Here is a 13,751-nt window from a genome sequence, read left to right as displayed (position 1 = left end):
GCGGCGCTGCGCTTGTGCTGGCCTGCTTCCCCGTATCAAAATCGCTCTGCAATATACCGGAAGGGATATTTTGTAGGCTTCACTTTGCCGATCTTGCGTTTCGGTAAATCCACTTTGTCTACGTGAATTTCTTTATAGGGGATCTGTGAAAGCAGATGCGAAATAATATTCAGCCGCACCCGTTTTTTATCTTCTGAGCGCGCCACAAACCACGGCGCCCAGGCGGTGTCGGTCGCTTTAAACATCGCGTCACGGGCGAGGGTATATTCATCCCACAGATTAAAAGATTTTATGTCCATTGGAGAAAGCTTCCAGATCTTGCGACCATCATTAATGCGATCGCGCAGGCGGCGTTCCTGCTCTTTTGGCGTTACTTCAAGCCAGTATTTCAACAATATGATCCCGGCATCGACCATCGCTTTTTCCATTACCGGCGTTCCATCAAGAAATTTTTCGGCCTGCTCTTCAGTACAGAAACCCATTACTTTTTCCACCCCCGCGCGGTTGTACCAGCTGCGGTCAAAAATAACGATTTCCCCGGCAGAGGGCAGATGAGGAACGTAACGCTGAAAATAGAGCTGACTTTTCTCTTTATCGGTGGGGGCCGGTAACGCAACAACGCGAAACACCCGGGGGCTGACGCGTTCGGTGATGGCTTTGATGACGCCGCCTTTACCGGCGCCGTCTCGCCCTTCAAAAACAATACAGACTTTTAACCCTTTGGCGACCACCCATTGCTGGAGCTTAACCAGTTCAACATGGAGGCGGCGCAGCTCTTGCTCGTACGTTTTGGTTTTGAGCGGCGCGTTTTTAACGACATCATCAACAACACGGGTTTTCTTCTTACTGACCATGGCGGGTCTCCCTATGGGTCCGGTCGCGGGATCGAGGCCGTACTAAGCGTGTAATCGGCCTGAATGAATGGATTAATGTGTCAGAAAGCTGATTTGAACTGGTTCACCATACAAGTTTAATCAATAATGCACGCTGCGTATTTTTTAACAGTGGTCGCGGTATGAAAAAGACAATTTTTTCGTTAGCACTGGCTACCTTTGGTCTGGGGATGGCTGAATTTGGCATCATGGGCGTGCTGACAGAACTGGCCCATGATACGGGCATTTCGATTCCCTCTGCCGGAAATATGATTTCGTTTTACGCTTTTGGCGTGGTGATCGGCGCGCCGATTGTGGCGCTGTTCTCCAGCAAATTTTCGCTGAAAACAACGCTGCTGTTTCTGGTGGCGATGTGCGTCGTTGGTAACACACTCTTTACCTTCTCTGACTCCTACGTGGGGCTGGCGGCGGGGCGCTTAATCTCTGGTTTTCCGCATGGCGCGATTTTCGGCGTGGGGGCGATAATCCTGTCAAAAATCGCACCGCCGGGTAAAGTGACGGTCGCTGTGGCCGGGATGATTGCCGGGATGACCGTTGCCAACCTGCTTGGCGTGCCACTCGGGACGTGGCTGGGACATGAATTTAACTGGCGTTACACCTTCTTTTTGATTGCGGTCTTTGACGCGCTGGTGATCCTGTCTGTTCTGCTGTGGGTGCCAGACATTCACGACACGACAACCACCCGGCTGACAGAACAATTCCATTTCCTGAAGAAACCGGAACCGTGGTTGATTTTTGCCGCTACGATGTTTGGCAATGCCGGGGTGTTTGCCTGGTTTAGCTTCGTGAAGCCGTTTATGGTCAACGTGTCAGGCTTTTCCGAGGGCGTGATGACCGCGATCATGATGCTGATGGGGCTGGGCATGGTGCTGGGAAATGTCTTCAGCGGCAAGCTGTCGTCGCGCTTTAGCCCGCTGCGCATTGCTGCCACCACCGACCTGGTGATTGTGGCTTCGCTGCTGGCGTTGTTCACCTTTGGCGAGCTTAAAATAGCTTCACTGGTAATGGGATTCGTGTGCTGCGCCGGGCTGTTTGCGCTCTCTGCGCCGCTGCAAATACTGCTGCTGCAAAATGCGAAAGGCGGCGAGATGCTGGGGGCCGCAGGCGGACAAATGGCGTTTAACCTCGGCAGCGCAATTGGCGCGTATTTCGGTGGAATGATGATTACGCTCGGCTTTAGCTGGAGTTATGTCACGCTGCCGGCAGCGATCTTATCCTTCTCAGCGATGACCTCTCTGTTGATGTATGGTTATTTATGTGCCAAAAAGCGTCAGGCCAACGCAGGAGCGCTGGCCTGATTCCACATGTTGCCCGCTGGTCGCGGTGCTGGAGTGGACTACACGAATTTCGCCAGCGGGTCAGCGGCGGCAAAAGCAACCGCTTTGTCTGCTGCTGGCGGGTAAATCAGTTCGTTGGTGATGGCGACTTTGATCTTTTTGCCTTCCTCGCGCACGGATTTAATGCGCTGATCCCAGCCCTCGGTGTATACCGCACCCCAGCTACCCAAATCCAGACAGGTGACGTAGTTCACCTGACGGTAAGGATACGGCTCCAGATTTAACAGGCTGGCCGCCGCGTTGTGTCCGGCGAATTTCCCCAACTGGATCGCGTGCTGGCAGGTCATCAGCGCCGTGTTGCCCACATCGTCCGTTTTGGCATGCGCCATATCACCCGTCGCGTAAACCTCCGGATGCGCAGGAACCTGCAATGTGTCGGTGACGATAAGGCGTCCCTGAGTGTCGCGTTCCCCGTCAATTTGCAGGCTGAGGGGGTTAGCTTCTACCCCTGCCGTCCACACTACAGTGGCGCTGGCAATGCGTTCTCCGTTTTTCAGCGTTACGCCGCTGGCATCGATGGCTTCAACTTCACTGTTTAAACGCCATTCAACGCCCAGCGCGCTGCTTGCTTCTTCAATGGTGTTTCTCAGCGCCTCGCTGTAACGCCCGCCAATGGTTGCACCCCTTTCAACTACGATTATTTTAGTCTTTGTATTGGCGCCGAAGCGAGTGCGGAGCCGGGCAGGGAGTTCCGTTGCCAGCTCGATGCCGGTAAAGCCGCCGCCACACACGACCACGGTATTACGCTCCGGGGTGGAGGGGCGCGAAACCAGCGAATCAAGATGTTGCTCGAATAACCTGGCGGAGTCGAGTTGGTCGATATCAAAGGCGTATTCAGCCAGACCGGCAACAGGAGGACGTTTAGTCTGGCTACCGGTTGCGAGGATCAGACGTTCCCAGGCGACGTCAGCAATCGCGCCGTTTGAATCGCGATACAAAACGGTTTTAGACGAGGTATCAATACGTTGTGCTTCGCCCGCAATAAAGGTAATGCCCAGCTCAGCAAACAGTTCGGTCAGCGGCGCGACCATCGTCGACACGTTCTCTTCATAAAAGCGTGGGCGAACGCGTAGCTCCGCAACAGGGGCCAGCACGGCAATGCTGAGGCTATTGTTACCCGCCAGAGCAGAAAGGCGCGCGGCGCTGACCGCAGCCCACATACCGGAAAACCCACTACCCACAATTAAAATCTGCTTTTTCATACTCGATCCTTTAGTGCGTCAGGCTGTATGTCTGACATAACTGCCACTATACTTGTCGGAGTTAACTGCGACAACTTCTTTCTGAGTTAAAAATCGTTATAATGCAGCGAACAATGACCCGGAGTGAGCCATGGCGTTTTACAGTTCTGGTGTGGAATATGGCATTCATAGCCTGATGTGTATGGTGGATGCAAAAGGCAATGAACGTGAGATGAGCGTCCGGGAGATGGCGGCCTTGCAGGGCGTGCCGTACGACTATCTTGGAAAAATCTTCACCCGTTTATCACGCGCGGGGCTGGTTATCAGCACCGAGGGTAAAGGGGGAGGCTTCCGGCTGGCGCGTCCGGCAGAGCTGATCAGCGTGCTGGACGTGGCGCACGCCATCGACGGCGAGAAGAATATGTTTGAGTGTCGGGAAGTGCGTCAGCGCCTGGCGGTGTTTGATGAAACGCCACCTGCCTGGGTCTGTGACGGCCCGTGTGGGGTGCGCTCGGTCATGGACAGCGCGCAGCAGCGGATGGAAGAGGAGTTAGGGCGCCATACCATCCTGGATCTGGCGCGGAAGATGTATCGAAAAGCGCCTGACACGTTCCAGATCGAGGTTCAGGAGTGGATTTCCGATCGCCGTTCGTCCACGTGAAAAGCCGGGCAGGGCAAAGCCGCTACCCGGCCGCCGCGGTTAAGAACGTAAATCAATCACCATACGGCCACGGATCTGGCCCTGTTCCATCTCTTTAAAGATAGCGTTGATATCTTCCAATGGGCGCATCGTGACTTTCGGAACCACCTTACCTTCAGCCGCAAACTGGAAGGCTTCGAGCAGATCCTGACGGGTACCCACCAGAGAGCCCACCACCTGAATCCCATCCAGGACCAGACGTGGAATATCCAGGCTCATCGCTTCCGGCGGCAGGCCAACAGCCACCACGCGGCCTCCGGCGCGAACTGCGTCAACGGCAGAGTTGAAGGCCGCTTTCGCTACTGCCGTCACCACCGCCGCATGCGCACCGCCGGTTTTCTCCTGAATCACTTTTGCCGCATCTTCACTGCGAGAGTTCACGGTTAAGTCTGCGCCCATGCTGGCAGCGAGCTTCAGCTGCTCGTCATTCACGTCAATGGCGATAACCTTCGCATTGAAGACATTTTTGGCGTATTGCAGCGCGAGGTTGCCCAGACCGCCCAGGCCATAGATCGCAATCCACTGGCCGGGTTTGATGTCAGAGACTTTTACCGCTTTGTAGGTGGTGACCCCGGCGCAGGTGATGCTGCTGGCCGCCGCGGAGTCCAGCCCGTCCGGGACTTTAACCGCGTAATCCGCGGTTACGATGCACTCTTCCGCCATGCCGCCGTCAACGGAGTAACCCGCGTTTTTCACGTCACGGCACAGCGTTTCGTTGCCGGTATTACAATATTCACAGTGGCCACAGCCTTCAAAGAACCACGCCACGCTTGCACGGTCGCCTACTTTTAGCGACGTGACGCCAGGACCAATCTCTTTGACGATACCAATCCCTTCGTGGCCGAGGATCACCCCGGTTTTGTCGCCAAAATCACCATTCTTAACATGGAGATCGGTATGGCACACGCCACAGCACTCCATCTTCAGCAGCGCTTCACCATGTTTAAGCGCGCGTAAGGTTTTCTCTGTAACATTAACCTGATGATCCTGAGTGACAACAGCAGCCTTCATGTGTTTCTCCTTTCATGATGAGTATCTGCATAGCAGGTGTAATACCCATTAAGGATTAATACTTTGACGCTGTAATGCAAGGCAACCGCAACATAATGTCATCATTTAGCTCAGTTTCAGATTAAGAATACGGCAATCCTCTAATAATCAGTAGGGAAAAACACTGACGTAAAAAAGACCCGGCGTAATGACCGCCGGGTACAGACTTACAGTTGGGCTTCTATCTCCTCAATCTCTTTTCGCCATTGCGCCTGCAACTGCGGTTTTTGATGTTTGGGCTTACGCGCCAAATCTTCTTCCAGCAACGTTTCCAGGGCGACAAGGCGTTCGAGCAGATCGTCTGACGCTGAAGAGGGTGCCTTCAATGCGGCGTTCGATGCCTCAGGTACAACCGGACCGGCGTCCTCACGCAGGCGCTCAAAGACCGCCTCCGCATCGTGCCATTCGCTCAGCCTGCCGTCCTCAATCAGCCAGAAGCGGTTACAGCACTGGCTAATTAACTGACGATCGTGGCTCACCAGCAGCACTCCGCCTTCAAACTGTTGCAGCGTTTCCGCCAGCGCCTCTTTGCCCTCCATATCCAGGTGGTTGGTCGGTTCATCTAGGATCAGCAGGCTATAACGGGCAAGGGTCAGGCCGACGAACAGCAGGCGCGAACGTTCCCCGCCGCTGAGCGTACTGACTTTTTGCCCGTGCCGCGCCCACGAGAAGCCGGCACTGATGAGCGCCATTTTACGGGTTTGCGGATCTGGCGCGAAAGATTCCAGCGCATCCAGCAGCGCCGTATCGTCTGGCAACTGATGCAGCGTCTGGTCGTAGTAGCCGGGTGAGACGCGCGGATGACGCTTAAGCCGCTCGTCCGAGATCTCGTCGCAAAAATGTCGCCAGATAAGCTTCAGCAGCGACGATTTTCCGCAGCCGTTACGACCCACAATTGCCACGCGATCGCCGCTCTTCAGCCGCGCGCTGACGAGGGTAAACAGGTCTGGCAGACCCGGCGCCGGGGGGACGCCGAGGTCGGTTATTTCCAGCAGGCGGTCGGCCCGAAGCGCGTCCCCGCGCAGGGTTAAGGTCCACGGGCTTCCCGCCGTCAGTTCCGTCTGGTTTTCTTTAAGCCGTTCGACCTGTTTTTCCATCTGCTTAGCCTTACGGGAGAGATCTTCGTTGTCGTAGACCTTGCCCCAGGTCGCGAGGCGTTTGGCGCTGGCCGTGACGCGGTCGATCTCTTTTTGCTCTGCCTTATGCCTCAGCGCATCGCTTTCGTCTTTCGCCTCCAGCGCCTGACGGGCGGCAGTGCAGGGAAGGGCGAAGTAGTGCAGTGTTTTATCGCGCAGGATCCAGCTGCCGTTGGTTACCGCGTCCAGCAGTTGCCTGTCGTGTGAAACCAGCACAAAGCTGCCGGACCAGCTCTGTAAAAACTGCTCCAGCCACAGCAGGGTCGGCAGGTCGAGGTGGTTGCTCGGTTCGTCCAGAAGCAGCAGATCCGGATCGCTTATCAACGCCCGCGCCAGCAGCAACCGCGTATGCTGACCGCCGCTCAGCGTGGCGGATTGCAGCGCCGTTTCCTGCGTCGTAAAGCCCATTCCGGCCAGCAGCGTCTCGGCCTTCCAGCGAAGACTGTCGCGCTCACCGGTCGGCAGCTGCGCCAGCACCGCATCCAGCATGGTCAGGGGATAAAGGGTCTCCGGCAGATGTTGTTCCACGCGCGCCAGCAGGCAATGTCCCGCCAGTGAAACGGTTCCGGCAGCAGGGGACTGCGTTCCGTCGAGGATTTTCAGCAGCGTACTTTTTCCGCAGCCGTTATCACCCAGCAGGCCAATGCGGTCGCCTTTTTTCAACGTAAAGGAGAGAGAGTCGAAGAGCGTGCCAAACGCGGTATCAACACGTAAAGAATGTGCAGTGAGTAGAGTGCTCATTGTTGCTTACCCAGGAGTTACAGGCATGTTTATGCCTCGTCAAACATCGCTGACGATAACTCAGTAAGCCCGAGAGAAGGGATTTCAGGGGTTAGTGTCTTCGCTCAAGCGGAAGTTATCGCAGCACGATACCGATAACGCTTGAGCTGGTGCGATCACCAAATGTATGTGAAACATTGAAAATTTCACAGTACAGCATAATTGGCCTCCTTATATATTCAGTAGGTTAATGGATGAAGGGAGTGTAGCGGGGGAAAATGGGTTTGGCTAGTGGGAAGTGCCGTATATTCCCCTCACCCTAACCCTCTCCCCAAAGGGGCGAGGGGACTGTCCGGTGCGGTTTTCACCCTCTCCCCTTTGGGGAGAGGGCTGGGTGAGGGGCGATGCTTAAATCGAAGTACGACGATAGCTACGGTATTCCGGCATCCAGAAATTATCATCAATCGCTTGCTGCAACGCATCGGCAGAGGTTTTCACCGCGACGCCTTGCTGCTGCGCCATTTTGCCTACCGCGAAGGCAATTGCGCGGGACACTTTATGAATGTCTTTCAGCTCCGGCAGTACCAGGCCTTCACCGTTATTCACCAGTGGTGAGTGACCTGCCAGCGTTTCGCTCGCGGACATCAGCATTTCGTCGGTGATGCGGGACGCGCCGGAAGCGATCACTCCCAGACCAATACCCGGGAAGATATAGGAGTTATTGCACTGCGCAATGGGGTAGAGCTTGTCCTTCCACACCACCGGATCGAACGGACTGCCGGTCGCGACCAGCGCATTGCCTTCGGTCCAGGCGATGATATCCTGCGGCGTCGCCTCCACGCGTGAGGTCGGGTTCGATAGCGGCATCACGATAGGGCGTTCGCAGTGCTTATGCATCTCGCGAATGATCTCCTCCGTGAAGAGGCCGGTCTGCCCGGATACGCCGATCAGAATATCCGGTTTCACGTTGCGCACCACGTCAAGAAGCGAGAGCACCTCGTTATCCGTATCCCAGTTTTTCAGGTTCTCGCGCTTCTGCACCAGTTTGGTCTGGAACGGGAGCAGGTTAGGCATACCGTCGGTCAGCAGGCCAAAACGGTCCACCATAAAGACGCGGGAGCGGGCGAGCTCTTCGCTTAAGCCTTCGCGCTGGGTCTGGGCAATAATTTGCTCGGCGATGCCGCAGCCCGCGGAGCCTGCACCCAGGAAGACAATTTTCTGATAGCTGAGCTGGCTGCCTGCCGCACGGCTCGCAGCAATCAGCGTACCGACGGTCACTGCCGCAGTGCCCTGAATGTCATCGTTGAACGAGCAGATCTCATCGCGGTAGCGGTTCAGCAGCGGCATGGCGTTTTTCTGTGCGAAGTCTTCGAACTGCAACAGCACGTCCGGCCAGCGGTGCTTCACGGCCTGGATGAAATCATCCACAAACTGATAGTACTCGTCGTCGGTAATGCGCGGGTGACGCCAGCCCATGTACAGCGGATCGTTCAGCAGTTGCTGGTTGTTGGTCCCCACGTCCAGGACTACCGGCAGGGTGTAGGCCGGGCTGATCCCGCCGCAGGCGGTATACAGCGAGAGCTTACCGATGGGAATACCCATCCCACCAATGCCCTGGTCGCCAAGGCCCAGAATACGTTCGCCATCGGTTACCACGATCACCTTGATGTTGTGGTTCGGCACGTTTTGCAGTATGTCATCCATGTTGTGACGGTTCTGATAAGAGATGAACACACCGCGGGAACGACGGTAGATCTCTGAGAAGCGTTCACATGCCGCGCCGACGGTTGGGGTGTAAATGACGGGCATCATCTCTTCGAGATGGTTCTGCACCAGGCGGTAGAAGAGGGTTTCGTTGGTGTCCTGGATATTACGCAGGTAGATGTGCTTATCGATTTCGGTTTTAAAACCCTGATACTGGATCCAGGCGCGTTCCGCCTGTTCTTCAATGGTTTCAACCACTTCAGGCAGCAGGCCCAGCAGGTTAAAGCTGCTGCGCTCTTCCATGCTAAAGGCGCTGCCTTTGTTCAGAAGGGGAAACTCCAGTAAAACCGGACCGGCGTAAGGAATATAAAGGGAACGATGTTTTTTCAGTTTGTTGTCCATGTCACTCACTCTTTTTAAGAAGATCCGTCCCTGACACTGCTGTTTGTCATCTTTCTGGCCTGTGCTACGGGGTGCGGTCGGTTGGTATTATAAAGGAGCTGAATATTAATTACCGCAACACATAAACAAAAACACCATCGGGATTACCGATGGTGTTGTGAATATCGTGCCGGAACTTACTTGCCGGAAGGGCGTTTTCTGCCGGTAGCGTGGGTAACCTGCGTTTCGCTACCCTCCTCAATAACCACTTTACGCTTGTTAGAGAGCTTGTAGTTCAGTCCCAGAATGTGGCGTGCCTGACGGTTCGATTTCATTTTAACTCCTCAATCCCGTTGATAGTTTTAAGGACAAGTTTGCTCACGCAAACGAAATGTAACCCCTTAGGTTGCAGATCCAGCTTAGCAGGTTTTTACAAAGGTGCATTTTGCCCGCTGACCACATAGTTGATGGTTTGCTGGTAGATGTCACTGAGGATGTCATTGTCTGTGGCTTCCACCCACTTGGTCAGTTCCATCAAAATGTCATCTTCGGTAACAACACCGTGCTCTGCCTGAAGACCCTGCGCAATCGCGTTAACGAGTTCGGGTTGTGCTGCTGTGGTATGTGCCGGGTAATAAGTAAACATGCTGCCTCCGTGTCGTTGTCTGTTTAATGTTACGGCGTGCAAAATCGTAATTCACATTCAGATTGGCAAATATTTTCGCCGTTGTGGTTCAGATTCGTCCTGGAAATAAAAATATCATCTCTCCTGGCACACAAATAAAATTCAGGGTTTCCAGCGGCGTAAATTTGTCGTTTTTTCATAAGGCATGGGCGTCGGCCAGGAGATCAATTCCACAATGCTGCCCCAGGGGGTCTGCCCATAGCAGAAAGCATTCCCTTCACCTTGCTCATCCGGAAACGTGAGCGGCTTTGGCGCGGTAAATATCTCCCCGCCGGCAGCGGTGAAAGCGGCTATCGCCTTATCAAAATCATCAACATAAACAGCAAAATGCTGGAGGCCAAAGTCGCTTGCGCGGGCGGGCATTCCCTGTTCAGGGCCATGCATTTCGAAAAGTTCAATGCCGGGTCCATGGGGCATAACAAGCATACGAATGGCGTGAATTTTTGTGCCGGGAAATAATTTTAAGGTGTGCTGCTGGGCGGCCTGATCAATATTATCGGTTTCCGCATCGACAGAATGATATAAAACCTGTGCGCCGAAAGCGCGTTCAAAAAATAGGGTGGCTTTTTCAATGTCGGGCACCGTAATACCGATATGGTCGATGCCCCTTACTGACGATGGCATAGTAAACTCCTGCTATAAAAAATTTAAATATAGCAGGAGATAATCAGGATATTACCACTTCATTTCGCCGGTATTCACTTTGGCACTCAATTCCAGCGAACTGGCTTCCGCCAGATTCGGCCATTGTTTTTTCATCGTGCTAATGACGCCGGTTGACGCTTTATGTGTCATGAGGGCCTGTTCAAACTGATGTAGATAGCGACGGGTAAAGTCGATAGCGCCGGTACCCGCTGGCGGTGTCCCAAGGTAGTGGCCCGGAATAACGTGTTCGGGCTTAAGGGCTGCCATGCTATCCAGCGTCTGCTGCCACTGTTTGCGGCTTTCCGGCGTTTGGGTATCCGCCGTCCAGACGTGAATACCCCACGAGACGCCCGTGCCGCCGAGGATGGTTTTTGCGGATGGGATCCAGACGTACGCCGCATAGCTCTCAGGCTCTTCAATATTCACTCTTTCACCATCAATCATAAAGGTGGTTGAGGCAAGCACTTGCGGCACGTAGAGTTGTGACGGCGCGCCGTCTTTCATCTGTGGCCCCCAGAAGGCGAGCTTCGCGTCTTTTGTGGCCCTGATATGGTCCACCACCTGTTGCGTGGCGACAACTTTGGCATTAGGGAAGGCTTTCACCAGCGGTTGCAGGCCGAAATAGAAATCCGGATCGCCGGAGGTGATCACGATTTTGTTCAGCGTTTTACCGCTGTGGCGAATTTTTTCCACCAGCGCTTCGCCATCTTTCACGCTGAACTGGGCGTCAAACAGTACCGCCTCTTTCGGGCCAGACACCAGCGTGGAAGAAACGGCAAAAATGCCTTTTTCCTGCGGGTTGTACGTATCAACGGTCAACGGCGCGGCAAAGACGGCCGGAGTGAAAAGGGTTGTCAGCAAAGCAAGGCGGGCGATAGTCATGGTCATGTCTCTGTTCTTCAGGAAAGTCTCTATTGTACGGATCTCTTCATTTGCCAGAATTCCTGAAACAGGACATGCTTAGTTTCATAAATCGAGCAAATGGAGGTCAAAATGGATCGCGTTATTGCCGCCCAGGTGTACAACCGCATCTGTGAGCTGGGGAGTTTAAGCGCGGCGGCGCGGGCGCTGGGGATCTCCCGTCCGATGGTGAGCCGTTATCTGGAGCAAATGGAGAAGTGGGCCGGGGCGCGGCTGGTGAACCGCTCCACCCGCAAGCTGACGCTGACGGCGGCGGGGGAGAAGGTCCTGCAAAAGACCCGCACGCTCTCGCAAATTTCTCAGGAAATTGAAGATCAGTCAGTGAAGGATTTACCCTCAGGCACGCTTCGTGTCGCCTGCGCGCACTTTACGGCGATGCATATTATCGTTCCGGTGCTGCCCGATCTGTTGCAGCGTTACCCTCAGCTGCGCATTGAGCTGGATGTTAACAATCATCCGGTAAGTCTGGTGGGCGAGCGAATTGACGTGGCGATCCGCATCACCGATAACCCTGAACCGGGCATGATCGCCCGCCGACTGGGAGAGTGTCGGTCCGTACTTTGCGCCTCGCCGCACTACCTTGCCAGTCGGGGCGTTCCAGTGCAGCTGGAGGATTTATCCCGGCACAACTGCCTGCATTACAGCTTTTTTGCCGGTCAGTCGTGGCGTTTTTTGACGCCAGAAGGGGAGTCGGTCACGACGGCGGTCAGCGGCAATCTCAGCGCCAGTATCTCGTCATTGCTGATGGAGGCGGCGATAAACCACTGTGGTATTGCCATGCTGCCCGAGCGCGAGGCCGACGCGGCGCTACGGCAGGGCAGCCTGGTGCCGGTGCTCGGCGCCTTTACGCCAAAACCGATCGGTATTTTTGGTATTTATCAGTCGCGAGACTATCAGCCTGCGGCGCAGCGTGTGTTCCTGGATGCACTTGCAAACCACCTTGCCACGCGCTCGGACTAGTCTGTCTTCCCTGCAAAATGGATTATGCGTCCTATACTTATCCCTTTGTAAGCCAAAAGGAGAGCAAGAATGACGATTCATAAGCACGGTTCAGCACACTGGTCTGGCGACATCAAACGCGGCAAAGGGACGGTCTCAACAGAGAGTGGCGTCCTTAACCAGCAACCTTACGGCTTTAACACCCGCTTCGAGGGCGAAAAAGGGACTAACCCGGAAGAGCTGATTGGCGCAGCGCACGCGGCCTGTTTCTCTATGGCCCTGTCGCTAATGCTGGGCGAAGCGGGTTATACTGCCGATTCCATCGATACCACGGCGGATGTCTCGCTGGATAAAACCGACAGCGGTTTTGCCATCAGCAAAGTGGCGCTACAAAGCAAGGTGACGGTACCGGGTATCGATCCGCAGCAGTTCGACGGCATTATTCAGAAAGCGAAGGCGGGTTGTCCGGTATCGCAGCTGTTGAAAGCCGAAATCACGCTGGATTACAAACTGAACTGATATCAGGCCGGGCAAATGCCCGGCTAACCTTTCACTGCCGCAGGGAAAACCTCGGCAAGCCACGCAATAAACACTCTCAGGCGATGCGTTAAATGCCGACTCTGGGGATAGACCACGTGAAAAGGATACGCCTTAGGACGCCAGTCGCTCAGGATCTCTACCAGCGCGCCCGTTTCCAGATGCGCTCTCGCAGCATAGCCAAACGTCTGAATAATCCCTAAACCCGCCAGCGCCGCGGCCAGATGTGCGTTGCTTTCATTGACCCCAAGATGGTGCGGTACGCTGATCTCCAGCGGCTCACCCCGGTCGAGGAAGCGGAACGGAAATGCGCGTCCGGTAACCGGGGAAAGGTAGCTAATCAGCTTATGGCCGTTGCGCAGCTCCTGCGGATAGGCAGGGATGCCGTGAGCTTTAAGATAGCCCGGCGCCGCGCAGGCGATCATCCCGGCATCACCGATATGCCGCGCGATAAGCGAAGAGTCATCCAGCGCGCCGCCGCGGATCACGCAGTCCACGTTTCCGCTGATTAAATCTACCGGACGATCGGCTACCCCCAGGTTAATGCGCAGATCCGGGTAGCGCTGAAAAAAATCCGGCAGCAGGGGGATCAGCACGTCCCGGGCGGTTGAGCCCCCCACGTCAATACGCAAATGGCCTTTGGGCGTGCAGCACGATGCGCGAAAGGCGGTATCAATGTCCTCTATATCAATTAATACCCGTAGCGCTTTCTCGTAGTATTCCATGCCTTCTGCCGTCGTGACCACCCGGCGCGTCGTGCGATGCAGCAGCCGTGTTTCCAGGTGCGCTTCAAGTGATTTTACCAGCTTGCTCAGCGTGGCTATCGGCATGTTCAGGGAGTCTGCCGCTCGGGTAAAGCTTCCGGATTCAACCACCCGCGTAAAGGCACGCATTGCCATTAGCTGATCCACATAGATCTCCT

14 protein-coding genes are annotated in these 13,751 nt (G+C 54.9%); 4 read left to right on the top strand and 10 right to left on the bottom strand.

Annotated elements, in window-relative coordinates; genetic code table 11:
• Positions 1–35 precede the first annotated feature (35 nt).
• Positions 36–854, bottom strand: a complete 819-nt coding sequence (gene ppk2 / locus SK47_RS10660; protein ID WP_003857052.1) for a polyphosphate kinase 2 — start codon at positions 852–854, stop codon at positions 36–38.
• A 161-nt stretch (positions 855–1,015) separates the two neighbouring features.
• Here ppk2 and araJ point away from each other — a divergent pair, with 161 nt between their 5' ends.
• Positions 1,016–2,191 carry an MFS transporter AraJ gene (araJ, locus tag SK47_RS10655; protein WP_048244124.1) on the top strand — a complete coding sequence of 392 codons (1,176 nt, stop codon included), beginning with the start codon at positions 1,016–1,018 and terminating at the stop codon, positions 2,189–2,191.
• Between the two features lie 38 nt (positions 2,192–2,229).
• Here araJ and SK47_RS10650 read toward each other — a convergent pair whose 3' ends face one another.
• A complete protein-coding gene (locus tag SK47_RS10650) occupies positions 2,230–3,432 on the bottom strand; it encodes an NAD(P)/FAD-dependent oxidoreductase (protein WP_048244122.1) in 1,203 nt (400 codons plus the stop codon).
• Positions 3,433–3,562: 130 nt separating this feature from the next.
• Between SK47_RS10650 and SK47_RS10645 the strand changes: the two genes are divergently transcribed.
• Positions 3,563–4,072 (top strand): RrF2 family transcriptional regulator, encoded by a 510-nt coding sequence (locus SK47_RS10645; protein ID WP_015570482.1) that lies wholly within the window; start codon positions 3,563–3,565, stop codon positions 4,070–4,072.
• Positions 4,073–4,111: 39 nt separating this feature from the next.
• Here SK47_RS10645 and adhP read toward each other — a convergent pair whose 3' ends face one another.
• From adhP to SK47_RS10610, 7 genes are all read right to left on the bottom strand, one after another.
• Positions 4,112–5,122, bottom strand: coding sequence for an alcohol dehydrogenase AdhP (adhP, locus tag SK47_RS10640; protein WP_023314184.1), 1,011 nt, complete (start codon positions 5,120–5,122; stop codon positions 4,112–4,114).
• A 206-nt stretch (positions 5,123–5,328) separates the two neighbouring features.
• A complete protein-coding gene (locus SK47_RS10635; RefSeq protein ID WP_048244120.1) occupies positions 5,329–7,038 on the bottom strand; it encodes an ABC-F family ATP-binding cassette domain-containing protein in 1,710 nt (569 codons plus the stop codon).
• Between the two features lie 387 nt (positions 7,039–7,425).
• Positions 7,426–9,123, bottom strand: coding sequence for an NAD-dependent malic enzyme (locus tag SK47_RS10630; protein WP_003857058.1), 1,698 nt, complete (start codon positions 9,121–9,123; stop codon positions 7,426–7,428).
• A 176-nt stretch (positions 9,124–9,299) separates the two neighbouring features.
• A complete protein-coding gene (gene sra / locus SK47_RS10625) occupies positions 9,300–9,437 on the bottom strand; it encodes a stationary-phase-induced ribosome-associated protein (RefSeq protein WP_003857059.1) in 138 nt (45 codons plus the stop codon).
• Positions 9,438–9,532: 95 nt separating this feature from the next.
• A complete protein-coding gene (bdm, locus tag SK47_RS10620) occupies positions 9,533–9,748 on the bottom strand; it encodes a biofilm-dependent modulation protein (protein ID WP_003857061.1) in 216 nt (71 codons plus the stop codon).
• A 141-nt stretch (positions 9,749–9,889) separates the two neighbouring features.
• The gene (locus tag SK47_RS10615; protein WP_023324678.1) at positions 9,890–10,411 is read right to left on the bottom strand and encodes a VOC family protein; all 522 of its coding nucleotides are present in this window, start codon (positions 10,409–10,411) and stop codon (positions 9,890–9,892) included.
• A 51-nt stretch (positions 10,412–10,462) separates the two neighbouring features.
• On the bottom strand, positions 10,463–11,314 hold the full coding sequence (locus SK47_RS10610) for a Vmh family MBL fold metallo-hydrolase (protein WP_032666370.1): 852 nt from the start codon (positions 11,312–11,314) through the stop codon (positions 10,463–10,465).
• A 111-nt stretch (positions 11,315–11,425) separates the two neighbouring features.
• Here SK47_RS10610 and SK47_RS10605 point away from each other — a divergent pair, with 111 nt between their 5' ends.
• Positions 11,426–12,313: a LysR family transcriptional regulator gene (locus SK47_RS10605; RefSeq protein WP_003857067.1), complete on the top strand. Its 888-nt coding sequence runs from the start codon at positions 11,426–11,428 to the stop codon at positions 12,311–12,313.
• 69 nt (positions 12,314–12,382) lie between these two features.
• On the top strand, positions 12,383–12,811 hold the full coding sequence (locus SK47_RS10600) for an OsmC family protein (protein WP_003857069.1): 429 nt from the start codon (positions 12,383–12,385) through the stop codon (positions 12,809–12,811).
• A 23-nt stretch (positions 12,812–12,834) separates the two neighbouring features.
• Here the strand turns inward: SK47_RS10600 and SK47_RS10595 are convergent, their stop codons facing one another.
• Complete coding sequence (locus SK47_RS10595) at positions 12,835–13,740, bottom strand: LysR family transcriptional regulator (protein ID WP_048244118.1); 906 nt, start codon at positions 13,738–13,740, stop codon at positions 12,835–12,837.
• Positions 13,741–13,751: the final 11 nt, after the last annotated feature.

The organism is Enterobacter sp. BWH52, assembly GCF_001037565.1.
Classification (GTDB): Bacteria; Pseudomonadota; Gammaproteobacteria; order Enterobacterales; family Enterobacteriaceae; genus Enterobacter; species Enterobacter hormaechei_C.
The sequence above is the reverse complement of the archived record's forward strand: the minus strand, read 5'-3'. Positions and strand labels throughout refer to the sequence as shown.